This is a genomic window from Vibrio sp. V33_P6A3T137, assembly GCF_009904835.1.
Lineage (GTDB): Bacteria > Pseudomonadota > Gammaproteobacteria > Enterobacterales > Vibrionaceae > Vibrio > Vibrio metschnikovii.
The window spans coordinates 1-26,497 of record NZ_WXWK01000120.1 but is presented as its reverse complement, the minus strand read 5'-3'; the positions used below and the strand labels follow the sequence as shown (position 1 = coordinate 26,497).

Sequence of the window (26,497 nt, the reverse complement as noted above, 5' to 3'; positions counted from 1 at the left end):
GTTCTACTTCCGTACAACGGACGTAACTGGTGACATTTCTCTACCAGAAGGCGTAGAGATGGTAATGCCAGGCGACAACATCAAGATGGTTGTAGAGCTAATTGCACCAATCGCGATGGACGAAGGTCTACGTTTTGCTATCCGTGAAGGTGGCCGTACAGTAGGCGCTGGTGTTGTAGCTAAAGTTATCGCTTAATCACAGTTTCTGTGAAGAATGATTTGACTATCCAGTAGCAAAAAGGGCATCATTTGATGCCCTTTTTCTACACAGTTAGTCACTTTGTTTGTTTTATCATCAAGCGCTAGCATGAAATTTAGGGGCCGAGACTATTTCTTGGTCAAAATCAGTATATCAGCCGTGTAGCTGATGAAATGGATTTGCCCTGCAACAGCGGGGCTGTTGTCGTCTATAGTAAGACTTGTGACAGGTTGGTTTATGAAAGCTAATAATGCTGAAACTCCTGATAGCTCAAATGCGCTAGATACGTTGAAGTGGGTCATTACCTTCGTATTGTTGGCCGCTGCTGTTGTAGGTAATTACCTGTATGGTGAGTGGTCTGTAGTCGCACGTGCTGCAGGTGTCATTGTGTTAATTGCCGGCGCTCTTGGCGTTGCGGCAACCACAGTAAAAGGTCAAGCTGCGATTGTTTTTGCACGCGAATCTCGGATGGAGGTTCGTAAAGTGGTGTGGCCTACGCGTCAAGAAACCATGCAAACAACATTAATCGTGTTAGCTGTAAGTATTGTAATGGCTTTAGCACTTTGGGGCATTGATGGAATTATGGTTCGTCTAGTGTCTTTTGTGACTGGAGTATAGAGGGTTTAATACATGAGTGAAGCTCCAAAAAAACGCTGGTATGTCGTTCAAGCCTTTTCTGGGTTTGAAGGTCGTGTCGCTCAATCACTTCGTGAGCATATAAAAATGCATGCGATGGAAGAGCACTTTGGTGAAGTGCTGGTTCCAACGGAAGAAGTGGTGGAGATGCGCGCAGGCCAACGTCGCAAGAGCGAACGTAAATTCTTCCCAGGTTACGTGCTGGTACAAATGGTTATGAATGATGAGTCATGGCATTTGGTACGTAGTGTTCCTCGTGTAATGGGCTTCATTGGTGGCACTTCGGATAGACCAGCACCAATTACTGATAAAGAAGCCGATGCGATCTTGAACCGTTTAGAAAAAGCGAGTGAAGCTCCACGTCCGAAAACGATGTTTGAGGTTGGTGAAGTGGTCCGTGTTACAGAGGGTCCATTTGCTGATTTCAATGGTACGGTAGAAGAGACCGATTACGATAAAAGTCGCCTGAAAGTGTCTGTCTCTATCTTTGGTCGTGCAACGCCAGTTGAACTCGAATTTGGTCAAGTAGAAAAACTTGACTAAAATAGCATCTATTTAAGTCTTGTGAAAAGCGTGAGATAAGATTATAATTTCGCGCCTTTTTACGGGCATTATGTAAAACTGGGGAGCTGATAAATATATTAGCGTTTGCACCCAATCATTAGGAAATATCATGGCTAAGAAAGTTGAAGCTTATATCAAGTTGCAAGTTGCAGCTGGTATGGCAAACCCAAGTCCACCAGTTGGTCCTGCTCTAGGTCAAAAAGGTGTTAACATCATGGAATTCTGTAAAGCGTTCAACGCAAAAACAGAATCAATGGAGAAAGGTCTACCAACTCCAGTTGTTATCACTGTATACAGCGACCGTTCTTTTACGTTCATCACTAAGACTCCTCCTGCAGCAGTTCTACTTAAGAAAGCGGCTGGCCTTAAGTCTGGTTCTGGTCGTCCAAACACTGAAAAAGTGGGTACGATCACTGACGCACAAATCCAAGAAATCGCAGAACTAAAAGCTGCTGATATGACTGGTGCTGATATTGAAGCGATGAAACGTTCTATTGCGGGTACTGCTCGTTCAATGGGCCTAGTGGTAGAGGGTTAAGATCATGGCAAAATTAACTAAGCGCATGCGTACAATTCGTGAAAAAGTTGACGCAACAAAAGAATACGAAATCAACGAAGCAGTTGCTCTTCTTAAAGAACTAGCGACAGCTAAATTTGTTGAATCTGTAGATGTTGCTGTGAACCTCGGTATCGATGCTCGTAAATCTGACCAAAACGTACGTGGTGCAACTGTACTACCACACGGTACTGGTCGTGACGTTCGCGTTGCAGTATTCACTCAAGGTGCTAATGCTGAAGCGGCTAAAGCTGCTGGTGCAGACCTAGTGGGTATGGAAGATCTTGCTGAGCAAGTGAAAAAAGGTGAAATGAACTTCGACGTTGTGATTGCTTCTCCAGATGCAATGCGTGTTGTTGGTCAATTGGGTACCATTCTTGGTCCTCGTGGTCTAATGCCAAACCCGAAAGTTGGTACTGTAACTCCTAACGTTGCTGAAGCAGTAAAAAATGCGAAAGCAGGCCAGGTTCGTTACCGTAATGACAAGAACGGTATTATCCACAGCACTATCGGCAAAGTGACTTTCGAAGCTAACCAACTGCAAGAGAACTTAGAAGCTCTGCTTGTTGCGCTTAAGAAAGCAAAACCATCATCAGCGAAAGGTACTTACGTGAAGAAAGTAAGCATCTCTACGACGATGGGTGCAGGTGTTGCTGTTGATCAGTTGACGCTGAACACTAAAATATAATTCCTTTGCTTAGGCGCGAAATTTATGTATAATTTTGCGCCTAATATTTGTGGTTGGGGCTGAACTTTGGTTCTTTGAACTATGACACAGTCTCCGTCCAAGACCGTAGGCGTTATCAGTTAGATAACTTAATAAAACCTACGTAGATGGTGCCCGAACTGACAGAAAGCTCTTATTTTTATAAGTTACCTTTCTTCTGGGACTGCACCTAATAATCTCTCACTGTTGTGATAATAGTGAGTGGTGTAACGACAACCAGGAGCAATCCAAGATGGCTTTAAATCTTCAAGACAAAAAAGCAATTGTTGCTGAAGTCAACGAAGCGGCCAGTGGTGCACTTTCTGCAGTTGTTGCTGACTCTCGTGGCGTTCAAGTAGGCGCGATGACTTCTCTACGTAAACAAGCGCGTGAAGCGGGTGTTTACCTGAGAGTTGTTCGTAATACTCTAGCACGTCGCGCTGTAGAAGGCACAGCTTACGAATGTCTGAAAGACGTATTCGTAGGTCCTACTTTGATCGGATTCTCTAACGAGCACCCAGGTGCTGCAGCACGTCTTTTTAAAGACTTCGCTAAAGAGAACAAAGCATTTGAGATCAAAGCAGCTGCATTTGAAGGCGTAATTACTGACGCTGAAGTACTAGCGACACTACCAACTTACGACGAAGCAATTGCACGCCTAATGATGTGCATGAAAGAAGCTTCTGCTGGCAAGCTGGCGCGTACTATCGCTGCTATCCGCGATCAAAAAGAAGCTACAGCGGCTTAATTGCCTTGCTTTTTATTGGTTGCTAAATAAACTTATTGTTGACTTAAAAGAGAATTGTTATGTCTATTACTAACGAGCAAATCCTAGACGCTATTGCAGAAATGTCTGTAATGCAAGTTGTTGAACTTATCTCTGCTATGGAAGAGAAGTTCGGTGTTTCTGCTGCAGCTGCAGTAGTTTCTGGCGGCGCTGCTGCTGCTGAAGTTGAAGAGCAAACTGAATTCGACGTAATTCTAACTGCTGCTGGCGCAAACAAAGTTGCTGTAATCAAAGCAGTACGTGGCGCAACTGGTCTTGGCCTAAAAGAAGCTAAAGCTCTAGTTGACGGCGCTCCAGCACCTCTAAAAGAAGGCATCGACAAAGCTGAAGCTGACGCTCTTAAAGCTCAGCTAGAAGAAGCTGGTGCAACTGTTGAAGTTAAGTAATTATTACTTAATTCCTTAGCCGAAAGGCTAATGGCTGGTGGTTTATTGACCACCAGCCTTTTTGCGCTGTAGGGTATGGACGAATTTTCCCGCTGTTTAAGCGTTCCATATTCTTGCAAAAAGCATCTAAATCATAACGATACGAGATGCCACTACAGTAAACAGCGATTTAGTCACTGTCCTACCCCTTTTAATAAAGGCGGACAGTTTGGGTCACTTATCAGCGAGCTGAGGAACCCCATGGTTTACTCTTATACCGAGAAAAAGCGCATCCGTAAGGACTTTGGTACTCGTCCACAAGTATTGGACATTCCATACCTGCTATCGATCCAGCTTGATTCGTTCGAAAAATTTATCGAACAGGATCCAGAAGGGCAATACGGTCTTGAAGCTGCTTTTCGTTCTGTATTTCCAATCCAGAGCTACAACGGCAATTCAGAGCTGCAATACGTTAGCTACCGTCTTGGTGAGCCAGTTTTTGACGTTAAAGAATGTCAAATCCGTGGTGTAACTTATTCTAAACCTCTACGCGTAAAATTACGCCTAGTGATCTTTGACAAAGACGCGCCAGCAGGCACGGTTAAAGATATTAAAGAACAAGAAGTCTACATGGGTGAAATTCCACTCATGACAGATAATGGTACCTTTGTCATTAATGGTACTGAGCGGGTTATCGTATCCCAGCTGCACCGAAGCCCAGGCGTGTTCTTCGACAGCGATAAGGGTAAAACCCACTCTTCTGGTAAAGTGCTTTATAACGCACGCGTGATCCCTTACCGTGGTTCATGGCTCGACTTTGAGTTCGATCCTAAAGATAACCTATACGTACGTATTGACCGTCGTCGTAAGCTGCCTGCGTCAATTATTTTGCGTGCGCTAGGTAAAACCACAGAACAAGTTCTAGACACCTTCTTTGACAAAGTGAAGTTTGAAGTCAAAGACCAAACTCTGATGATGGAGTTGGTGCCTGAACGTTTACGTGGTGAAACGGCAACGTTTGATATTGAATCTAATGGTAAGGTTTATGTCGAAAAAGGTCGTCGTGTCACTGCGCGTCATATTCGTCAGCTTGAAAAAGATGAAGTCAGTTTTATTGAAGTTCCTGTTGATTATATTGTCGGCAAGATTTCAGCCAAAGACTACATCAATGAAGCGACGGGTGAAGTGATCCTTGCCGCTAACCAAGAAGTTACTTTGGAAGTACTCGCTCATTTATCTCAAGCGGGTTACAAAAAGCTGGAAGTTCTCTTTACTAACGATCTTGATAACGGTCCGTTCATGTCTGAAACACTACGTGTTGACAGTACCTCTGACCGAATTTCGGCGTTAGTTGAAATCTACCGCATGATGCGCCCTGGCGAGCCGCCAACGAAAGAAGCGGCTGAAGCGCTATTCGAAAGTTTATTCTTCTCTCCTGAGCGTTATGACTTATCAACCGTAGGTCGTATGAAGTTCAATAGTTCTATTGAGCGTACAGACGCAGAAGAGCAAGGCACACTCGATGAAACTGATATCATCGAAGTGATGAAAAAGCTAATCGCGATTCGTAACGGTAAAGGGGAGGTTGATGATATCGACCATCTTGGTAACCGTCGTATTCGTAGTGTTGGCGAAATGGCAGAAAACCAATTCCGTGTTGGTCTAGTCCGTGTTGAACGCGCAGTAAAAGAGCGTCTAAGCTTAGGCGATCTCGATAACGTGATGCCACAAGACTTGATCAATGCCAAACCAATTTCTGCTGCAGTAAAAGAATTCTTTGGTTCTTCACAACTGTCTCAGTTTATGGATCAGAACAACCCGCTATCAGAAGTCACGCATAAGCGTCGTATTTCTGCTTTAGGTCCGGGTGGTTTGACTCGTGAACGTGCTGGTTTCGAAGTTCGTGACGTACACGTAACCCACTATGGTCGTTTATGTCCAATCGAAACACCAGAAGGTCCAAACATCGGTCTAATCAACTCTTTGTCTGCTTTTGCTCGTTGTAATGAATATGGCTTCCTTGAAACACCATACCGTCGAGTTGTCGATGGTGTTGTGACTGATGAAGTTGATTATTTATCAGCGATTGAAGAAGGCCAATTTGTTATTGCTCAGGCAAACGCCAAGCTTACTGATGATAGCCGTTTTGCTGATGAACTGATCACTGCTCGTCAGAAAGGTGAATCAGGTCTTCACCCGCGCGAACATGTTGATTACATGGACGTTGCGACTAACCAAGTGGTATCGATAGCTGCATCTTTGATTCCGTTCCTAGAACACGATGATGCGAACCGTGCTTTGATGGGTGCAAACATGCAACGTCAAGCAGTACCGACACTACGTGCTGAAAAGCCATTTGTTGGTACGGGTATTGAGCGCAATGTAGCTGTTGACTCTGGTGTAACTGTGGTTGCGAATCGTGGCGGTGTTATCCAGTCGGTTGATGCATCTCGTATCGTGGTTAAGGTTAATGAAGAAGAGTTAATTCCTGGCGAAGCTGGTATTGATATCTATAACTTAACCAAATATACCCGTTCGAACCAAAACACCTGTATTAACCAGCGTCCTTGTGTGATGCCTGGTGAACCTGTGGGGCGTGGTGATGTATTGGCAGATGGCCCATCTACTGATTTAGGTGAGCTAGCACTAGGCCAGAACATGCGTATCGCGTTCATGCCTTGGAACGGTTATAACTTCGAAGACTCAATCTTAGTTTCAGAGCGCGTTGTTCAAGATGACCGCTTTACCACCATCCACATTCAAGAACTGTCTTGTGTGGCTCGTGATACTAAGCTTGGTGCCGAAGAGATCACGGCGGATATTCCCAACGTTGGTGAAGCGGCATTATCTAAACTTGATGAGTCAGGTATCGTTTATATCGGTGCAGAAGTTAAGGGTGGCGACATCCTTGTGGGTAAAGTAACACCAAAAGGTGAAACTCAGCTCACTCCAGAAGAGAAGCTATTACGTGCTATCTTCGGTGAGAAAGCTTCTGACGTTAAAGATACCTCATTACGCGTTCCAAATTCAGTGGCTGGTACGGTTATTGACGTACAAGTTTTCACTCGCGATGGTGTAGAGAAAGACAAGCGTGCGCTTGAAATTGAGCACATGCAGCTGAAAGAAGCTAAAAAAGACCTAACTGAAGAGTTCCAGATTCTTGAAGGTGGTCTATTAGCACGTGTTCGTTCTGTACTTGTTGCTGGTGGTTACTCGGACGCGAAGCTTGATTCTATTGAGCGCAAGAAATGGTTAGAGCAAACCTTGGAAGACGAGGAGCTACAAAACCAACTTGAACAGCTTGCTGAGCAGTGGGATGAGCTAAAAGCTGACTTTGATAAGAAGTTTGAAACTAAACGTCGCAAGATCACTCAAGGTGATGATTTAGCACCTGGCGTTCTTAAGATCGTAAAAGTTTACTTAGCGGTTAAGCGTCGCATCCAGCCGGGTGATAAGATGGCGGGTCGTCATGGTAACAAAGGTGTTATCTCGAAGATCAATCCTGTGGAAGACATGCCGTATGATGAGAATGGTCAGCCAGTCGATATCGTACTGAACCCACTAGGTGTACCATCGCGGATGAACATCGGTCAGATCTTAGAAGTTCACTTAGGTCTCGCGGCCAAAGGTATCGGCGATAAGATCAACCAGATGATCAAGGAACAACAAGAGCTAGCGAAGCTGCGTGAGTTCCTACAAAAGGTTTACGACCTTGGCGAGACTCGTCAGTCGGTTGACATCGCGGCTTTATCTGATGATGAAGTGCGTACTTTAGCCAATAACCTACGCAATGGCTTAACGGTTGCGACTCCAGTCTTTGATGGTGCGAATGAAGCGTCTATTAAAGAGATGTTGCAATTGGCCGACCTGCCGACTTCAGGACAGTTAACTCTGTTTGATGGTCGTACGGGAGATGCCTTTGAGCGTCCGGTTACGGTTGGTTATATGTACATGCTGAAATTGAACCACTTAGTGGATGATAAGATGCATGCCCGTTCAACTGGTTCTTATAGCTTGGTTACTCAGCAACCTCTGGGTGGTAAAGCACAGTTCGGTGGTCAGCGTTTTGGTGAGATGGAAGTGTGGGCACTAGAAGCCTACGGTGCCGCTTACACGTTACAAGAAATGCTTACCGTTAAGTCTGATGACGTTAACGGCCGTACGAAGATGTATAAGAACATTGTAGACGGTAACCACGCGATGGAACCTGGTATGCCTGAATCGTTCAACGTATTGTTGAAAGAGATTCGCTCGCTAGGTATCAACATCGAGCTAGAAGACGAAGAGTAAACCTTAAGGTTCCCCTTTGGGGGACCTAACTGGTTTTCTGGTAGGAAGGCGCTCGCTACATTAAGCGGCGGGCCCTTTTAACTCCTTACAGGAGCTGATTGTGAAAGACTTATTAAACTTTCTAAAAGCACAGCATAAGACCGAAGAATTTGATGCAATCAAAATCGGTCTATCTTCTCCAGATATGATCCGTTCATGGTCATTTGGTGAAGTGAAAAAACCTGAGACCATCAACTATCGTACGTTCAAACCTGAGCGTGATGGTCTTTTCTGTGCGCGTATTTTTGGTCCGGTAAAAGACTACGAGTGTCTTTGTGGCAAATATAAGCGTCTGAAACACCGTGGTGTGATTTGTGAGAAGTGTGGCGTTGAAGTAACCCAGACTAAAGTTCGTCGTGACCGTATGGGCCACATCGAGCTGGCTTCACCTGTCGCACACATTTGGTTCTTAAAATCACTACCGTCTCGTATCGGTTTGCTGATGGATATGCCATTACGTGATATCGAACGTGTTCTTTACTTCGAAATGTACGTGGTGACTGAGCCAGGCATGACTGATCTTGAAAGAGGACAAATGCTCACAGAAGAAGAGTATTTGGATCGTCTTGAAGAGTGGGGTGATGAATTTACCGCTAAGATGGGCGCAGAAGCAATTAAAGATCTTTTGTCTTCAATGGATCTACAGGTTGAAACAGAGCAAATGCGTGAAGAGTTAGAAACGACTAACTCTGAAACCAAGCGTAAGAAATTGACCAAACGTTTGAAATTGGTTGAAGCGTTCCTCTCTTCAGGTAACAAACCTGAATGGATGATCCTGACTGTCTTGCCAGTACTGCCGCCAGATCTTCGCCCTCTCGTTCCACTAGATGGTGGACGTTTTGCTACGTCGGATCTGAACGATCTGTATCGTCGCGTGATCAACCGTAACAACCGTTTGAAGCGTCTACTTGAGCTTGCTGCACCAGATATCATCGTACGTAACGAAAAACGTATGTTACAAGAGTCGGTGGATGCACTATTAGATAACGGTCGTCGTGGTCGTGCTATTACTGGTTCTAACAAGCGTCCTCTGAAATCTCTTGCTGATATGATCAAGGGTAAACAAGGTCGTTTCCGTCAGAACCTACTGGGTAAACGTGTAGACTACTCTGGCCGTTCGGTTATTACCGTTGGTCCATACTTACGTCTACATCAGTGTGGTCTTCCTAAGAAGATGGCACTTGAACTATTTAAACCATTTATCTATAGCAAACTTGAAACTCGTGGCCTAGCAACGACGATTAAAGCGGCTAAGAAGATGGTTGAGCGTGAAGAAGCCGTCGTTTGGGATATCTTGGATGAAGTGATCCGTGAACACCCAGTGCTACTCAACCGTGCACCAACACTGCACCGTTTGGGTATTCAAGCGTTTGAGCCCGTTCTTATTGAAGGTAAAGCGATTCAGTTGCATCCACTCGTGTGTGCGGCGTATAACGCGGACTTCGATGGTGACCAAATGGCGGTACACGTGCCTCTAACTCTAGAAGCACAGCTTGAAGCGCGTACACTGATGATGTCGACGAACAACATTCTGTCGCCAGCATCGGGCGATCCGATCATCGTTCCTTCTCAGGACGTTGTATTGGGTCTGTATTACATGACTCGTGAAAAGATCAATGCGAAAGGTGAAGGTATGTACCTTTCTGGCCCTGAAGAGGCTGAAAAGGCATATCGCACTAAGAACGCGGAACTCCATGCGCGAGTTAAAGTACGTATTACCGAAACGGTGGTTGATGAAGATGGTCACAGCACTACTAACACCCAATTGGTCGATACAACGATTGGTCGTGCCATGTTGTGGCAGATCGTACCGACAGGCTTGCCTTATAGCATCGTCAACCAAAAGTTAGGTAAAAAGCAAATTTCTAACTTGCTCAACGAGGCGTATCGTAAGCTTGGTCTGAAAGACACGGTTATTTTTGCTGACCAAATCATGTACACCGGTTTTGCTTATGCGGCATTGTCTGGCGTATCGGTAGGTATCGATGACATGGTTGTTCCTGCGGCTAAATACACGGAAATTGCTGATGCAGAAGAAGAAGTGCGCGAAATTCAAGAGCAGTTCCAATCTGGTCTAGTGACAGCCGGTGAGCGCTATAACAAAGTGATCGATATTTGGGCGTCAACCAATGATCGCGTTGCGAAAGCAATGATGGAAAACCTCTCTTCTGAGTTAGTCATTAACCGTGATGGTGAGGAAGAGCGTCAAGAGTCTTTCAACAGCATTTACATGATGGCCGACTCAGGCGCACGTGGTTCTGCGGCTCAGATTCGTCAGTTAGCGGGTATGCGTGGTCTGATGGCTCGTCCAGATGGTTCGATCATTGAAACGCCAATCACCGCGAACTTTAAAGAAGGACTGAACGTACTTCAGTACTTTATCTCAACCCACGGTGCGCGTAAGGGTCTAGCCGATACCGCATTGAAAACGGCAAACTCAGGTTATCTGACTCGTCGTTTGGTTGACGTAGCACAGGACGTAGTGGTTACTGAACACGACTGTGGCACCCATGAAGGCGTTGATATGATGCCTCATATCGAGGGTGGTGACGTTAAAGTTGCTCTGACTGAGTTAGCGCTTGGACGTGTTGTTGCAGAAGATATTATTAAGCCTGGTACTGAAGAAGTCTTGATTCCACGTAATACCTTACTGGATGAAAAATGGTGTCAGATCATTAATGATAACTCGGTTGACCGTATCCGCGTTCGTTCTGTCGTAACCTGTGATGCTGACTTTGGTTGTTGTGCATTGTGTTATGGCCGTGACTTGGCTCGTGGTCACTTGGTTAACCAAGGTGAAGCCGTCGGCGTTATTGCGGCTCAATCTATCGGTGAGCCAGGTACACAGTTAACGATGCGTACTTTCCACATCGGTGGTGCTGCATCAACAGCCGCTGCAGAGAACAGTATTCAAGCGAAGAATAAAGGTTCTGTGAAGCTGCATAACGCTAAATTCGTAATCAACAAAGATCGTAAACTGGTGATCACTTCGCGTGCATCAGAGATGACGATTATTGATGAATTTGGTCGTACCAAAGAGAAGCACAAACTGCCTTACGGTTCGTTATTAAGCAAAGCCGATGGCGATGCTGTTGACGCCGGTGAAGTTATTGCTAACTGGGAAGCGCACACACTACCTATCATCACTGAAGTGGCTGGTCGTATCCAGTTCGTGGATATGATTGATGGTGTAACCGTTTCTCGTCAAACTGATGATCTAACGGGTCTGTCTTCAAGTGAAGTTACCGATGCCGCCGCTCGTCCAGCCGCAGGTAAAGATATGCGTCCTGCGATTAAACTGGTTGATGCGAAAGGTAAAGATGTATTGATTCCTGGTACTGATATGCCAGCGCAATATTTCTTACCTGGTAAGGCGATTGTGAACATCGAAGATGGCGCAGAAGTGAACATCGGTGACACGTTAGCACGTATTCCACAAAAATCTGGCGGTAACCGAGATATCACCGGTGGTCTACCACGCGTAGCTGACTTGTTTGAAGCGCGTAAGCCGAAAGAGCCTGCGATTCTTGCTGAGCATACGGGTACTGTTTCATTCGGTAAAGAGACTAAAGGTAAGCGTCGTCTACTGATCACTCGCGATAGCGGTGATGTGTATGAAGAGATGATTCCTAAGCATCGTCAGCTCAACGTGTTTGAAGGTGAGCGTATTGAACGTGGTGATGTCATTGCTGATGGTCCAGAGTCACCGCATGATATTCTGCGTCTACGTGGTATCCACGCCGTGACTTCATACATTGCTAACGAAGTTCAGGAAGTTTACCGTCTGCAAGGCGTTAAGATAAACGATAAGCATATTGAAACGATTGTTCGTCAGATGCTACGTAAGTGTACCATCACCCATTCAGGTGATTCGGAATTCTTACCTGGTGAGCAAATTGAGTACGCTCAAGTTAAGATTGCTAACCGTTTATTGGAAGCTGATGGTAAAGAACCTGCTCGTTTCGAACGCGAACTATTAGGTATTACCAAAGCCTCTCTGGCAACCGAATCGTTTATTTCAGCAGCGTCGTTCCAAGAAACAACGCGCGTACTGACTGAAGCAGCGGTATCGGGTAAACGTGATGATTTACGTGGTCTGAAAGAGAACGTAATCGTTGGTCGTTTGATCCCTGCCGGTACCGGTTTTGCGTATCACCAAGATCGCCAAGCGAAGCGTCTAGCTCAAAAAGAAGGTACGTCAGCGGAACAAGCGACGGACAATCTTGCTGCGCTATTGAATGCTGGCTTTTCATCGGACGAGTAATCGTATCGCATGATCAAAAAAGGCACCTTCGGGTGCCTTTTTTTAACTCATTTTTCAGGTCAATTATGTTGCGCTGCTTTCACTCAATTTACTTAGATGAAAAGCGAAAGCTCACGCTTGCTTATGCGCCTGGTGGGATAGCAAGGCTGTCTGCTATTAATTGAATCAGGTAATCTTCAGACGCAAACCGCGACTCAAGCACTTCACCAACCACCGATAAATCATTATCGAGATTATCTAAATCATCGTCATCAGCCACAGTGGCATAGTTATCCGCAAAATCCAATAAGGCATCATTGGTTTGGACGATTTTTCCATAGGTTTGGTTGATTTCATCTGTTGCTTTAAAACCAGTCGCTTGCCATTTTTGCATGACCATATCATAAATTTTAAAATGGCCTTCGGAGATATAATCAACCAGCTCTTGGCTAAAGCGGTGCAACGCTTTAGGCGCTGGTAACTCATTCAGTGAGGATTCGGGAGTTAAAGGCTGTAGTGCTGCAAGCTTGCAGTACTCAACGATCAGGTGTTGACGGTTATCCAACCAGTGATCGATAACTTCACTGGATCCGCCCCACTGCTCTTGTGTTTTCTTTAATTTATTTAGCATGACCATGCCCTCATGATCTCATCATCTTATTGATGATTTTCCTTGCACACCCATTGTAGTGTTGTACTACAACCTGTTGTCCTAACGAGAATTTATAGGTTTGAAAATCAAATGACTACAAACTCTGGTATGAATTTAGATTGCCAGTAAAATGGTTGAACTGCAAGCAATCAGGAGTGAGTATGTTAGAAAACAGTGACGCAAAAGCCGCTTATTGGTGTGTTGTTTCAGGAAGTGAGATCTGGACCATTGATGGGAGCATCCCTTTTGGTTGTGCGCAGCAATGGCGATTACCGATTGAGTATGCGGTATTGATTGGTGAGCATAACCAAGCCCCTGTTTATTGGATAAATGCTCAAGAGATCGCTGATGAGTTACCAATGGTGAATTTGCGGACGTTATTATCGATGGATTCAGCGCTATTTTTGCTCGCCAGCAAAGCGGTTCAATATGGGCATATGAGTCAAACTCAGCGTTTTTGTTCACAATGTGGTGGGCGTAATCGTCTCAATCATCATCAGTTAGCGATGCAATGTCAGGAATGTCGCACTTTACATTATCCGCGTATTTTTCCGTGCATTATTGTCGCGGTTCGCAAAGATGATCAGATTTTACTTGCTCAGCACCCTCGTCATCGCGGTGGGATGTATACGGTGATTGCCGGTTTTTTAGAGGTGGGAGAAACCCTTGAGCAATGCGTCGCGCGTGAAGTACAAGAAGAAACGGGGATTATTATCGACAATATTCGCTATGTGGCCAGTCAACCTTGGGCGTTTCCTTCCAGTATGATGATGGGTTTTTTAGCCGATTATGCGGGAGGTGAGTTAAACCCCGATTATTCAGAACTGACCGATGCGCAGTGGTTTAGTGAACCTCATTTACCTGATCTTGCTCCACACGGAACGATAGCTCGAGCTTTAATTGAACAGACCTTGACCGACATCCGAGTCAAGAATGATAAGATCGACAGTCATTCTTTTTAGAGAAAACAGGCATAAAAAAACCCTCCGCAAGGGAGGGGGTAAGTAAGATGTCGTTATGAGATGCTAGACATTCAATGCCTAGCTATTATTATCGTTTTCGCTAGCGAATAAATTTGTAACAGTTAATGCTTTTGCACGCAATTTAAGCATTGATTTAAAAGTTAATAACTTGATCTCGGTTGCAAAGCACTCTGCGATGCTTGGTCAATCAATGTTAGAATGAGCGATTGATTACCGCTTGATAGAAAAATGGGAATAAGCCATGACTGAATTAAAAAATGACCGCTATTTGCGTGCATTACTCAAGCAACCTGTCGATTGCACGCCAGTATGGATGATGCGTCAAGCGGGGCGCTATCTACCAGAATACCGAGCGACACGTGCACAAGCGGGCGATTTTATGTCGTTATGCAAAAATGCCGAGCTGGCTTCTGAAGTTACCTTACAGCCGCTGCGCCGTTTTTCACTCGATGCTGCCATTTTGTTTTCCGATATCTTAACCATTCCTGATGCCATGGGTTTAGGCTTGTATTTTGAAGCCGGTGAAGGGCCAAAGTTCGAGCGCCCCATCACTTGTAAAGCGGATGTGGATAAAATTGGTTTACCTGATCCAGAAGGCGAGCTGCAATATGTGATGAATGCTGTACGCCAAATTCGTAAAGATCTGCAAGGCGAAGTACCTTTGATTGGTTTTTCTGGCAGCCCTTGGACGTTGGCAACCTATATGGTCGAAGGCGGAAGTTCAAAAGCGTTCACCAAAATCAAAAAGATGATGTATGCCGAACCTGCTTTATTGCATCGGTTACTCGATAAATTGGCAAATAGTGTCATTGAGTATTTGAATGCACAGATTAAAGCTGGAGCGCAATCAGTGATGGTCTTCGATACTTGGGGAGGCGTATTAACGCCAAGAGATTATCAGTCGTTTTCGCTGCATTACATGCATAAAATTGTTGATGGATTGATCCGTGAGCACGAAGGAAGACGAGTCCCTGTTACATTATTTACCAAAAATGGTGGTATGTGGCTTGAGTCGATTGCGGCGACGGGATGTGATGCGATTGGACTCGATTGGACCATCAATATTGCTGATGCTAAAGCACGAGTGGGTGATAAAGTTGCGCTGCAAGGCAATATGGATCCTTCCATGCTTTATGCTAGCCCTCAGCGAATTCGTCAAGAGGTAGCAAGTATTCTTGAGGGTTTTGGTACCGGTAGTGGTCATGTGTTTAACTTAGGCCATGGTATCCATTTAGACGTTCCACCAGAGAATGCTGGAGTGTTTGTCGATGCGGTTCATCAACTTTCGACCCCTTATCACCGATAAAAAGGTTCAGTATTGAGCCCGCTTTCCTTTGAATAGCGAAGAGGTGGGCCTATCTGCCTCTTTATCTTGTTTGGTATATACTGAGATAAATTCACCACTAAAGATTATGGTTCGACAATGAAAACCCGAGAGCGAATAATTCATGCCGCATTAGCCTTGTTTAATGAACATGGTGAAAGACCGATCACCACCAACCATATTGCGGCTCATATCGACATTAGCCCCGGTAATCTCTATTATCATTTTCGTAATAAACAAGAGATCGTGCGTGAAATTTTTGCTTGGTACTCGGCTGAACTTATCGAGCGTTTTAGCCCTTGGCAGGGCCAATATGAGAGTTTAACGCTGCTGAAACATTATTTGGATTCTATTTTTAATTTGATGTGGAAATATCGATTTTTCTACGCCAATTTACCGGAGATTTTGCAACGCGATCCTGAGCTTCATCAATCGTATATTCAAGTTCAAGATAAGCTCCAAGTGAACTTGATTAATATTATGCAAGTGTTTATCGATATGCAGCTGCTGGTGATTGATGATCAAGAGATGAAAAAGCTAGTGACAACGCTGCATTTGATCGCTTCAAGCTGGTTGGCGTATCAGTCTGCGATGTCGGCTAACGCGTCCATTACCGAGCGTGTTATTCATCAGGGGATGCTACAAATCATCTCAGTGATGAAACCTAATGCTACCCCCCAAGGTTTAGAACAATTACAATTATTAGAAGAAGGTGTCAGAGCCATGCACGCCAGCACCATCAATGGTTAGAGTGCGTTGACTTTTCAATGGTTACCATATGGTTGCGGCTGTTATAGCGATGCTGAGTAATAAGTTTGGAGATATAACGTTTTTATCTTACTCATCATAGGCCGATTTAGATAAAGTGTGCTTATGTCCGCTAAATACCCCTGTGAATAACCATGCACTATGATGTTTTTAATGGTGATGCTGATGGCATCACCGCGCTATTACAACTGCGCTTAGCCGAGCCTATCGAAAGTCAGCTAGTGACTGGCGTGAAGCGTGACATACAGTTACTGAAAAAACTAACGGTTAATCCTGGTGATTCTCTGACTGTACTGGATATTTCGATGGCGAAAAATGCCTTTGATTTACAGCGCCTGCTCTCCGAGGGAGCAAGCGTTTTTTATGCTGATCATCATCAATCCGGTGATATCCCTACCCATCCCCATTTAACCGCGAACATTGATTTAAGTGCCAATACTTGTACAGGATTGATTATTGATCGATTACTGGCGGGCCGTTTTCATCATTGGGCGATTGCCGCTGCTTATGGCGATAATTTGATCGCAACCGCCAATCAACTGGCATTACAAGCTGGATTAACGACATTTCAAGCCGAGCAGTTGCAGTCAATCGGCACTTTGCTCAATTACAACGGCTATGGGCAACAATTGGAAGATTTGCACTTTCATCCCGCAGAATTGCTGCGAAGTTTATTGAACTATCCTTGTCCTTTTATGCTTATCGATGATCATCATTCCCCTTATCATCGTCTCAAGCAGGCTTATCAGCAAGACATGGCGCAAGTACAAAGCCTAGAAGCATATTACCAAAGTCGAGAATTACGCGTGTTTGTGTTACCCAATCAATCGGCCTCACATCGAGTCAGTGGTGTCTTTGGTAATCTGCTAGCCAATCAACAACCGAGCCAAGCTCACTTGATCGTGACTGAAGCGGACAGTGAGAGTTATACCGTGTCATTACGGGCTCCTTTAGCGAATAAACAAGGTGCAGGAGCCATTTGTGCTCAGTTTGTTAGCGGTGGTGGGCGAGAAGCGGCGGGAGGGGTAAATCGTCTAGCCAAATCACAATTGAGCCAACTGATAGAGAGGGTCGAAACTTATTATCGATATTAATCGTCGTCGATAGCGCTGGTGAGATTTATCGTCTCAGCCATTGGCGTGGGTTTTCAGCTCGGCTATTACGACGAATTTCAAAGTACAACGCGGGGTGAGATTGCCCACCAGTATCACCGGCTAAGGCAAGCGTATCACCTGCGACGACCTTATCGCCCTCTTTTTTCATGAGTGATTGGTTATAACCGTATAAGGTCATATCACCTTTGCCGTGGTCAAGTAAAATCACTAATCCATAGCCACGTAAATACTCCGCAAATACGACCGTTCCCGGATAGACAGCTTTGACGGCTTGCCCATAATTGGCGCTGATCACCATGCCTTTCCAATCGACTTGACCAGTTTGTTTCTCTCCAAACTGGTGCAACACGTTACCTTGCAGTGGCCAGGGTAGCTTACCTCTTTGCTGAGCGAGTCCATCCATCGGTACTGCATTACGCTTCGCTGCTTTGGCGATTTCAGCTTTTAAGCGAGTTTCATTGCGTTGCAGTTCGGCAAGATAAACTTGATCGCCCGAGATACTTTGTTGAATGGTATTGACGGTTTTACGCCGCTCCGCTTGAGTGCTGGCGAGCTTATCGCGCTTATCGGTTTGTTGTTGCAATAGGGCGGTGATTTGATCACGCTCACGCTGCAGTTGCTTTTCACTTTCGTTGAGCGCTTGATGGGTTGTTTGTAAACTGCGTAAGGTTTCCGTACGCGCTTTGGCCAAATGTTGATAATACTGACTAATTCTATCTTGCTCGACGCCACTTTTGAGGAGATCGCCGCTGGCCAGTGCTCGCTGAGTTACATAGTACGTCTGTAACAGTTGAGTGAGTTTTTCGGTCTGTTGCTGGCGCTGCTGTTCTAACTCAAGTCGGTTTTTTTGAATATTGGCGAGATTGTCATTAGCGGTCACGACATCACGTTGGGTATTTTTAATTTGATTTTCTAGCTGAGAGATAGACAACTCTTGTTGTCTAAGTGAACGCTGTAATTGATCCAGTTCTTTTTGTCGTTGGCTCAGTGACTGCTGTTGACGAGAGATTTCGTTTTTGACGCCAGAAAGCTCTTGTTGCGAAGCGGCATAAGCAGCACCTGATGAGGTGGTAATCGCTAAGCAGACCGCCAATAATCGCACAGTAAGTTTTAGAATAGACAACGTCATGTTTAGGCAATCATCACCATTAAAATTGTTGAATGCCCAGTATACTCAAAGTCACGTATCAGGCGAGCAGCATAATGTAAACTTTGTGCGGTTTTTTGTCATACTGCTTATTTGTCGTTAAGGATCGGCGTTTAGCGAGATGATTTCGGTTGAAACTGTTTCACACTGCGCTTTTGGGCACTCCGTCGATTGGCTTGTTTATCTCGTGGTTGACGTTTTGGCACCGTGGTGGCGGGTTGATCTGTAACGGGAAAATCGGCCAACGTCTGCAACACAAGAGGGCGTTGAGTCAGTTGACGAATGGCATCGAGGATCGCGTTTTCATTATGACAGACTAAAGAGAGAGCGAGACCTGTTTGCCCAGCTCGTGCGGTTCGCCCAACGCGGTGAATATACACTGCCGGGCTTGGCGGTAAATCAAAATTGATGACCACAGAAAGCTGTTCAATATGAATGCCTCTTGCCAATAAATCGGTTGCGATTAGCACTTCAATTTTCTGCTGTTTAAATTGAGTCAAGATTTGCTCACGCTCAGTTTGATCTTTATTACCATGGAGTGCGGCAACACGAATTCCAGCTTTAAGGAGTTTTTTGGCCAGTGCGTCTGCATTATCTCGAGCGCTAATAAAGACCAAGACTTGAGACCAATGATGTTGTTTGAGTAAATGAATCAAGACTTGTGCTTTGCTGCCTTTATTGACCAAGTACAGTTGTTCATCAATCTCTGGCACGGTTTGATTCGGCAGATTAGCGCTGATCTTAATGGGATCGTTTAACGGCTGGAGGGCTTTTTCTTCAAGCTCGGGGAGTAAGGTTGCAGAAAATAGCAGGGTTTGTTTTTTAGCGGGTAAATGGGCCATGATCCGCTGCACATCTGGCCAAAATCCCATCTCTAATAGCCGGTCAGCCTCATCCAGTACCAGATGTTGTAGCGATGATAAGTTTATGATCTGTTGCTCAATAAGATCCAATAATCGCCCTGGCGTAGCAACGATGAGCTGAGGGTTTTGCGCTAATTGATCCTGTTGCCATTGCTGGTCAACCCCTCCACAAAGTGGACACACATCGATGTTCATCGGTTTGGCGATTAAGCCAAGCGCTTGACTGACTTGGCTTGCCAGTTCACGCGTCGGTACGATGATCAAGGTTTGAATGTGTGGTGTCATCGGGAGTGTTTTTTGTAATAGCGGTAAACCATAAGCGAAGGTTTTACCGCTGCCCGTTTGAGCGAGAGCGAGCAGATCACGACCAGATAAAATCACAGGAATCGCCAACTGTTGGATTGTGGTCGGAGTATGTAACTCAGCGGGCAGTGCACTAAGTAGAGAAGAAGCTAAGTTAAGCTCAGAAAAGGTCATAAATACATCATGGATGAGGAAAGCGGTGGTCTGAGTCTAAAGCTATTCATCGTTGGCGACAACTAACGATGATAGCGATGCCAAGTAAGCAACCGTTAAGTAAAATCTATCGATAAAAAATCCCCTTAAATAGCGAATTTAAGGGGATCAATGCTTCAAAAATCGTACGCTAATAACAAGCGTTATGAATAAAGCACTTTACCTGACATATCTGCGGGAATTTCCATGTCAGCCAGCGCTAACATGGTTGGTGCGAGATCCGACAGTTTACCGCCCTCTTGTAGAGTAATTGATTTATTACCGACATAAATCAGCGGTACTGGTAAACTGGTGTGAGCCGTATGTACGCCACCGGTTTCAGGGTTAATCATCATTTCAGCGTTACCGTGGTCTGCGGTGATGAGCAACTGACCATCGACTTCTTTAATCGCTTCAACCACTCGGCCAATACATTCATCGACCGCTTCACAAGCTTTAACCGCCGCTTCATAAACACCAGTATGGCCGACCATATCACCATTTGGATAGTTACAAACGATCGCATCGTATTGACCGGATTTAATCGCTGCAACCAGTTTATCGGTGAGTTCTTTGGAGCTCATTTCTGGTTGAAGATCGTAAGTCGCGACTTTTGGAGAGGCCACTAGCTGGCGCTCTTCACCAGGAAACTCGTTTTCTGCGCCACCGTTAAAGAAGAAGGTCACGTGGGCGTACTTCTCTGTTTCTGAAATACGCAGCTGAGTTTTGCCCGCTTTAGAAAGCCATTCACCATAAGTGTTTTCTAGCGATGCTGGTGGGAAAGCGGTCGCTAGTGGAATATCGGCCGCATACTGAGTTAGCATCACGAAATTGACATTAGGGAACACTTGACGAGTGAAACCATCAAAATCGGCGACAAACGTGCGGGTGATTTCACGAGCACGGTCAGCACGATAGTTTAAAAATAGTACCGCATCACCATCTTGCATGGCTGCTGATTCTTGATCTGCGCTACGAATTTCTGTGGCTTTGACGAACTCATCGTTTTCTTCACGCGCATAAGCGGCATTAAGGCCAGCAACGGCAGAGTCATAGGTGAACTCTGCTTTAGCTTGAGTTAATAAGTCATAAGCTTGCTGAACGCGATCCCAGTTATTATCACGGTCCATGGCATAATAACGACCGATAAGAGAAGCGATGCGTCCTTTACCGAGTTTGCTAAATAGGTCTTGGAAACGTGCCAATGAACCCTCAGCACTGCGTGGTGGGGTATCACGTCCGTCAAGGAAGCAGTGTAGGTAAATTTTCTCTGCGCCACGAGCGGCGGCTAGCTCTACTGCCGCATAGATATGGTCTTCGTGAGAGTGCACACCACCTGGCGACATCAATCCCATCAGGTGAACCGCTTTGCCTTCGGCTACCGCTTTATCAATCGCATTCACAATCGCTTCGTTGTGTTGGAATTCTCCATCAGCAATTGATTTTGTGATTCGAGTTAAGTCTTGATAAACGATACGGCCAGCGCCGATGTTGGTATGGCCAACTTCAGAGTTTCCCATTTGACCGTCAGGTAGACCCACATCCATGCCAGAAGCAGAAATGAGAGTATGAGGATGATTTTCCATCAACGCATCAAGTACGGGTGTGTGCGCATTGTTGATCGCGTTGCTGGTGTTATCTTCACGGTAGCCCCAACCGTCAAGAATCACTAGAGCCATAGGCTTCTTAGCAGACATAATTATAACCTCGTCAAATTCATGGTAATGAGAAATAAAAAACTAGCGTAATTTTACTACACTTTCTCCGCTTTGCAGTAGGTTAAGATCAATGATTCTGCCTATCAATCAGAAGAATGTTGTCTATGGATCAACATTCGTTGTTTTTGCTTCTCTCTGCGGCAATCGATTGATGTTACGCTCTCATTAAGTTAACGCCCAAGTGGCCAAATACACAATACATAATCCTACGAGTCCAAGAATTAAACCGGTTTTAGCCATATCTTTACTTTCAATTAAGCCTGTGGAGTAAGCTAATGAGTTAGGCGGTGTTGAGACCGGAAGGATCATGCCTAAAGAAGCGGAGAACGCGACCACGACCAATAACCCTTGTAGACCACCAATTTCCGTTAAACTGGACATCGAGACACCAATAGCGGCAGCAATTGGCATTAATAAGTTTGCTGTTGCCGTATTGGACATGAAGTTCGCCATTAGCCAGCAGACCATCGATAGCGAAATGACGATGAACATCGGTGATAAGCTTTCATAGTCAATGGCATGGGCTAAGGCAACGGCAAGTCCAGTATGCTCTAACCCAATACCGATGGCGATACCGCCCGCCACTAGCCATAATACGTCCCAGTTAATTTGCTTGAGTTCTTCTTTACCCATAATGCCTGTTAACGTAAATACAGCTAGTGGAATGATCGAGACCACATAAGTATTCATGCCATGCAGAGCGGTACTCATCCACAATAAAATCGTCGTTGCAAAAGTGATGTAGACGACGATTGCTCGCCAAGAGCGTTGGAATGTTCCCTGCAATTTTAGCGTCATTTGTTGTTGTGATGAGGGAAATAAATACTGCAATAAAAACCAAGCAATGGTTAATTGAACAATCACAAAGGGTAAGCCCATCATCATCCAAGATAGAAAGTCTATGCTGTTCTCTCCCGTTAAATACTGTAAAGCAATCGCATTCGGTGGTGTACCAATCGGCGTCGCGATGCCTCCTGTATTCGCAGCAATAGGAATGGATAGCACCAAAGCTTTAATGCCTAGCTCCCCTTTCGGCGCAGAGGCGACGATGGGGCCAAGTAGAGCCAACATCATTACTGTCGTAGCCGTATTTGACATGAACATCGAGAATACGGAGGTGATGAGCATCAATCCAAGCATAATAAATTTAGGTTGATGACCAAACGGGCGCAGTAATACCCGTGCTAAGTTGTTATCCAGTTGATATTTTGACGCCGCGATCGCTAAGGCGAATCCACCCATAAACAGAATAATGATCGGTGAAGAGAAGGCACCAAGAATGTCAGTGTAAGGGATTAAATGCCCGACCTCATGTTGTTCAATTGGTGAGCGGAACCAATGTAACCCCTTGTCTGAAATCATAATTAATAATAAAGCGATGATCAGAATAGAAGTAGCAAAAACGGGTACCGGTTCTAAGACCCAGAGTAGAGCCGCGAGTAAAAAAATAGCCAGCAAGCGATGCTGAACGAGTGTCAATTCATCAATAGGAATGATGTCGATGGGCAGTAAGAGTACACCGACAGGAATCAAAAAACAGATCGCTAGCCGAGTCAGTAACCCGGTCGATAACGTTGACATAAGAGCGTCCTTTGCAAAAATATCCGAATGTCATCTAGGGTAAAGCATTGCTATGAAAAGATCGTAATAGGGAGTGGAAAATTGTTAGCTTAGACACAGTTCATCAGCGGAAAAATCGGCTCAGAACAAACATAGGCGCCACTTTTAGTGATAAAAAAGGCGCCTATATTGCATTTAACGCGTTGGAAATAAGGAGGAACTTGATTAGGCTTTGTGGGCGTAAGCAGAACCGAGCAGGGTTGGCGTATTTAACTGCATGCTACTATCGAAACGAATCTGTTGTTTCGCAAATAGATTGATAACGGTTGACCCCAACTTAAATCGACCCATCTCTTGGCCTTTTTTCAACTGGATAGCATTAACACCTTCTGCTGGATAATCCCAACGATACACGGTATTACCGCGCGGTGGAGTCATGGTTCCTGCCCATATCATCTCGATACTGCCAACAATCGTTGCACCGACCAGTACTTGAGCCAGTGGACCAAATTCGGTATCAAAAATACAGACAACCCGTTCGTTACGGGCAAACAAATTGGGCACATTCTCTGCGGTCAGCGGGTTAACAGAAAATAGATCGCCAGGCACATAGATCATTTGTCGTAATGTACCATCACATGGCATATGCACTCGGTGATAATCTCGTGGTGATAGGTAGAGAGTGGCAAACTCACCATCACGAAACTCTTCAGCCAGTTTTGCATCCCCCCCAAGCAGTGCTTGAGCAGAATACTGATGGCCTTTTGCTTGAATCAGTTGGCCGTCAGTTATTGGGCCGAATTGACTGACGCAAGCGTCGGCTGGATGAACGAGTGTCGCTTCGTCATCGACAACGGGGCGTAGGCCAGGCTTTAACTCACGGACAAAAAATTCGTTAAATGTCGCAAAGTGTTTTGGTTCGGAATGTAACGCTTCACTCATGTTGACATTGTATTGTTTAATAAACCAGCGAATGATGGCGGTGGTTAGACTACCTGCCTTCGCTGACGCGATTTTACCGACTAAACGGGTTAAAGCATGTTGTGGCAGCCAATATTGCAGCCTAACTTTAAATTTATCCATCGTATGTTATTTCCAATCTATCATCTTTATTTTGGCGCGAAATGGTACTGAAAAATAATCCGCGTGTCATCAGACTCTGTTCGTCTGTGAGTATTTATTGTTGGTCTGATTTTTTATTGCGAGAATACTGTCGATTGGCTTTATTTTCCGACATGCTCTCAATAATGCGGTGATAGTTATCAAAGCGTTGTGCGCTGATTTTACCGTTTTCTACGGCTTCTCTCAGTAAGCAACCTGGGTCATCACCATGTTTACAGTCACGAAATTTACATCCACCTAAATAGGGACGAAATTCTACATAAGCTTTGGTCACTTCCTCTGCGGCTAAGTGCCATAAACCAAACTCACGAATGCCCGGAGAGTCAATCAAATCGCCACCCGATGGGATGTGATATAAGCGAGCTGCGGTCGTGGTATGCTGTCCAAGCCCTGAGTTCTCAGAGATTTTACCTTCTTCGGCAATAATACCCAGTTGAGGCATCAATGCATTGACTAAACTTGATTTACCTACACCGGATTGACCGACAAAGATATTAATCTTATGACTTAACTTACTCTCTAATAACGCGATATTTTCGCCACTTTCTTTACTGACAAAAATGACGTCATAGCCAATTTCTTGGTAAGCGGCCAATTGCTGTTGATAATCTGTCCGCTGCGCTTCACTGAGTAAATCGACTTTATTAAGAACGATGACAGGAGCGATAGATAGTGTTTCTGCAGCAATTAAGTAACGATCGATGATATTCAGCGATAATTCAGGTAAGACAGAAGAGACAATGATCATTTGCTCAACATTAGCCGCGACGGGTTTTAAACCATCGTAATAATCCGGACGAGTCAGAACTGAGCTGCGAGGCTCTACCGCTTCGACCACGCCTGAAATTCCAGCAAGAGTTTCTACGCCAGGGCGCCAAATGACTTGATCGCCACACACCAAACTTTCGATTCCGCGACGTAAATTACATCGATGGACGATCTTTGTGTCGGGGTCTTCAATATCTGCATGTTGACCAAATCGCGTGATCACTAGACCGGATTTGGCATTTTCCAGCATCGATTCGTCCCACTGTACGGAGTCTTCTTGTTTTAACTTACGGTGCTGGTTATTTCTAACTCGGCGCACTTGGCCTTTAGTGAGTTTTTTCTTCTTTGTCACGTTTTTTCACTTTAAGTTTTTTAACTTAGAACGATGCCTAACTCAATTTATCACTGTGCGCTGCACAGCGGTATCGTGGTTAGGGAGATTTAGGTTATAGTACCTTTTTTATTGGCAAACCCCTATAGGCACTTAATTATATGTCTTTTAGCGATCAAAACTTGATTTGGATTGATCTGGAGATGACCGGGTTAGACCCTGATGTCCATAAGATCATTGAAATAGCAACCATTGTTACCGATAGTCAATTGAATGTATTGGCAGAAGGACCGGTGTTAGCTATTCATCAATCCGAAACCGAGTTACAAAAAATGGATGAGTGGTGTACTCGTACCCATACCCATAGCGGGCTAGTGGACCGAGTGCGCCGCAGTTCGATCAATGAAGTTCAAGCGATAGAACAGACGATTGATTTCTTACAACACTGGGTTCCTGCTGGTGCTTCACCGATTTGTGGAAATAGCGTTGGTCAAGATCGACGTTTTCTTTACCGACATATGCCAGAGCTAGAAGTGTATTTTCATTATCGTTGTATTGATGTGAGCACTATCAAGGAACTGACTCGTCGTTGGCAGCCTGAGATTGCTGCGGGATTCAGTAAACAAGGAACTCATCTTGCCTTAGATGATATTCGAGAATCTATCGCCGAGCTTAAATTTTATCGTTCTCACGTTTTCAAAATTTAATAATCCTAACTATCGAGCGGTGAAGGGCGGTATGGTTGACCGCTTTTCTTCAATTGAATGGTTGTAATTTAGCCTGGTTCTGTGTGTTTTTTGTTTAAGTGGTTTTTTTTATCGTCATACGAAAAGAAAAATGATTTTTTTTGCTTTAACTACTTGCATCACAAAAAAATGCACTTATAATTCGCAGCCCTGAACAGCACAAAACGTTGTTGATGCGACACTAGCTCAGTTGGTAGAGCGCAACCTTGCCAAGGTTGAGGTCACGAGTTCGAACCTCGTGTGTCGCTCCAGATTTGCTTTTATTGCTGATGGCGATAAAACAATAAAGTTACAAAGCTGACATCGTGCTTAACGGTGAGTAATACGGACGCGGGGTGGAGCAGCCTGGTAGCTCGTCGGGCTCATAACCCGAAGGTCGTCGGTTCAAATCCGGCCCCCGCAACCAAACAGATAGCCTTTATCGTGCTTAACGGTGAAATGCGACACTAGCTCAGTTGGTAGAGCGCAACCTTGCCAAGGTTGAGGTCACGAGTTCGAACCTCGTGTGTCGCTCCAGATT

At 44.9% G+C, this 26,497-nt stretch carries 20 protein-coding genes, 3 tRNA genes and 1 pseudogene; 17 read left to right on the top strand and 7 right to left on the bottom strand.

Features of this window, described 5'->3' with window-relative positions:
- The 9 genes and pseudogenes from tuf to rpoC all read left to right on the top strand — a co-directional run.
- Positions 1-196 (top strand): annotated as a pseudogene (tuf, locus tag CAG60_RS11560) (elongation factor Tu); the annotation flags it as partial.
- Between the two features lie 240 nt (positions 197-436).
- The gene (gene secE / locus CAG60_RS11555) at positions 437-817 is read left to right on the top strand and encodes a preprotein translocase subunit SecE (protein WP_004397650.1); all 381 of its coding nucleotides are present in this window, start codon (positions 437-439) and stop codon (positions 815-817) included.
- Between the two features lie 12 nt (positions 818-829).
- Positions 830-1,378 carry a transcription termination/antitermination protein NusG gene (gene nusG / locus CAG60_RS11550; RefSeq protein WP_004397649.1) on the top strand — a complete coding sequence of 183 codons (549 nt, stop codon included), beginning with the start codon at positions 830-832 and terminating at the stop codon, positions 1,376-1,378.
- 130 nt (positions 1,379-1,508) lie between these two features.
- Positions 1,509-1,937, top strand: coding sequence for a 50S ribosomal protein L11 (rplK, locus tag CAG60_RS11545; protein ID WP_004397648.1), 429 nt, complete (start codon positions 1,509-1,511; stop codon positions 1,935-1,937).
- A gap of 4 nt (positions 1,938-1,941) precedes the next feature.
- Positions 1,942-2,643: a 50S ribosomal protein L1 gene (gene rplA / locus CAG60_RS11540; RefSeq protein ID WP_004397647.1), complete on the top strand. Its 702-nt coding sequence runs from the start codon at positions 1,942-1,944 to the stop codon at positions 2,641-2,643.
- 271 nt (positions 2,644-2,914) lie between these two features.
- Positions 2,915-3,409: a 50S ribosomal protein L10 gene (gene rplJ / locus CAG60_RS11535; protein WP_072671278.1), complete on the top strand. Its 495-nt coding sequence runs from the start codon at positions 2,915-2,917 to the stop codon at positions 3,407-3,409.
- Positions 3,410-3,468: 59 nt separating this feature from the next.
- Positions 3,469-3,834 carry a 50S ribosomal protein L7/L12 gene (gene rplL, locus CAG60_RS11530; RefSeq protein WP_004397645.1) on the top strand — a complete coding sequence of 122 codons (366 nt, stop codon included), beginning with the start codon at positions 3,469-3,471 and terminating at the stop codon, positions 3,832-3,834.
- A gap of 240 nt (positions 3,835-4,074) precedes the next feature.
- The gene (gene rpoB / locus CAG60_RS11525) at positions 4,075-8,103 is read left to right on the top strand and encodes a DNA-directed RNA polymerase subunit beta (protein ID WP_115152679.1); all 4,029 of its coding nucleotides are present in this window, start codon (positions 4,075-4,077) and stop codon (positions 8,101-8,103) included.
- A gap of 100 nt (positions 8,104-8,203) precedes the next feature.
- Positions 8,204-12,406, top strand: coding sequence for a DNA-directed RNA polymerase subunit beta' (rpoC, locus tag CAG60_RS11520; RefSeq protein ID WP_161438970.1), 4,203 nt, complete (start codon positions 8,204-8,206; stop codon positions 12,404-12,406).
- 121 nt (positions 12,407-12,527) lie between these two features.
- Here the strand turns inward: rpoC and rsd are convergent, their stop codons facing one another.
- A complete protein-coding gene (rsd, locus tag CAG60_RS11515; RefSeq protein WP_161438969.1) occupies positions 12,528-13,016 on the bottom strand; it encodes a sigma D regulator in 489 nt (162 codons plus the stop codon).
- 182 nt (positions 13,017-13,198) lie between these two features.
- Between rsd and nudC the strand changes: the two genes are divergently transcribed.
- From nudC to CAG60_RS11495, 4 genes are all read left to right on the top strand, one after another.
- Positions 13,199-13,999, top strand: coding sequence for an NAD(+) diphosphatase (nudC, locus tag CAG60_RS11510; RefSeq protein WP_158137723.1), 801 nt, complete (start codon positions 13,199-13,201; stop codon positions 13,997-13,999).
- Between the two features lie 262 nt (positions 14,000-14,261).
- Positions 14,262-15,326 (top strand): uroporphyrinogen decarboxylase, encoded by a 1,065-nt coding sequence (hemE, locus tag CAG60_RS11505; protein ID WP_154169359.1) that lies wholly within the window; start codon positions 14,262-14,264, stop codon positions 15,324-15,326.
- Positions 15,327-15,443: 117 nt separating this feature from the next.
- Positions 15,444-16,094 carry a TetR/AcrR family transcriptional regulator gene (locus tag CAG60_RS11500; protein ID WP_158137725.1) on the top strand — a complete coding sequence of 217 codons (651 nt, stop codon included), beginning with the start codon at positions 15,444-15,446 and terminating at the stop codon, positions 16,092-16,094.
- Between the two features lie 152 nt (positions 16,095-16,246).
- The gene (locus CAG60_RS11495; RefSeq protein ID WP_161438968.1) at positions 16,247-17,206 is read left to right on the top strand and encodes a DHH family phosphoesterase; all 960 of its coding nucleotides are present in this window, start codon (positions 16,247-16,249) and stop codon (positions 17,204-17,206) included.
- A gap of 25 nt (positions 17,207-17,231) precedes the next feature.
- Here the strand turns inward: CAG60_RS11495 and CAG60_RS11490 are convergent, their stop codons facing one another.
- The 6 genes from CAG60_RS11490 to rsgA all read right to left on the bottom strand — a co-directional run bounded on the left by CAG60_RS11490 (position 17,232) and on the right by rsgA (position 25,252).
- Positions 17,232-18,356 (bottom strand): murein hydrolase activator EnvC family protein, encoded by a 1,125-nt coding sequence (locus tag CAG60_RS11490; RefSeq protein WP_161438967.1) that lies wholly within the window; start codon positions 18,354-18,356, stop codon positions 17,232-17,234.
- Positions 18,357-18,487: 131 nt separating this feature from the next.
- A complete protein-coding gene (locus CAG60_RS11485) occupies positions 18,488-19,714 on the bottom strand; it encodes a DEAD/DEAH box helicase (RefSeq protein ID WP_161426319.1) in 1,227 nt (408 codons plus the stop codon).
- A gap of 182 nt (positions 19,715-19,896) precedes the next feature.
- On the bottom strand, positions 19,897-21,429 hold the full coding sequence (gpmM, locus tag CAG60_RS11480) for a 2,3-bisphosphoglycerate-independent phosphoglycerate mutase (RefSeq protein WP_161426318.1): 1,533 nt from the start codon (positions 21,427-21,429) through the stop codon (positions 19,897-19,899).
- A gap of 186 nt (positions 21,430-21,615) precedes the next feature.
- Positions 21,616-23,031 (bottom strand): SLC13 family permease, encoded by a 1,416-nt coding sequence (locus CAG60_RS11475; RefSeq protein WP_158137733.1) that lies wholly within the window; start codon positions 23,029-23,031, stop codon positions 21,616-21,618.
- Positions 23,032-23,235: 204 nt separating this feature from the next.
- Positions 23,236-24,093 carry an archaetidylserine decarboxylase gene (gene asd / locus CAG60_RS11470; protein WP_161438966.1) on the bottom strand — a complete coding sequence of 286 codons (858 nt, stop codon included), beginning with the start codon at positions 24,091-24,093 and terminating at the stop codon, positions 23,236-23,238.
- Between the two features lie 94 nt (positions 24,094-24,187).
- A complete protein-coding gene (rsgA, locus tag CAG60_RS11465; RefSeq protein ID WP_154169349.1) occupies positions 24,188-25,252 on the bottom strand; it encodes a small ribosomal subunit biogenesis GTPase RsgA in 1,065 nt (354 codons plus the stop codon).
- 140 nt (positions 25,253-25,392) lie between these two features.
- Here rsgA and orn point away from each other — a divergent pair, with 140 nt between their 5' ends.
- The 4 genes from orn to CAG60_RS11445 all read left to right on the top strand — a co-directional run bounded on the left by orn (position 25,393) and on the right by CAG60_RS11445 (position 26,493).
- Complete coding sequence (gene orn / locus CAG60_RS11460; RefSeq protein ID WP_154169347.1) at positions 25,393-25,938, top strand: oligoribonuclease; 546 nt, start codon at positions 25,393-25,395, stop codon at positions 25,936-25,938.
- A gap of 214 nt (positions 25,939-26,152) precedes the next feature.
- Positions 26,153-26,228, top strand: a tRNA-Gly gene (locus CAG60_RS11455).
- Positions 26,229-26,306: 78 nt separating this feature from the next.
- Positions 26,307-26,383 (top strand) — tRNA-Met (locus CAG60_RS11450).
- A gap of 34 nt (positions 26,384-26,417) precedes the next feature.
- A tRNA-Gly gene (locus CAG60_RS11445) sits at positions 26,418-26,493 on the top strand.
- Positions 26,494-26,497: the final 4 nt, after the last annotated feature.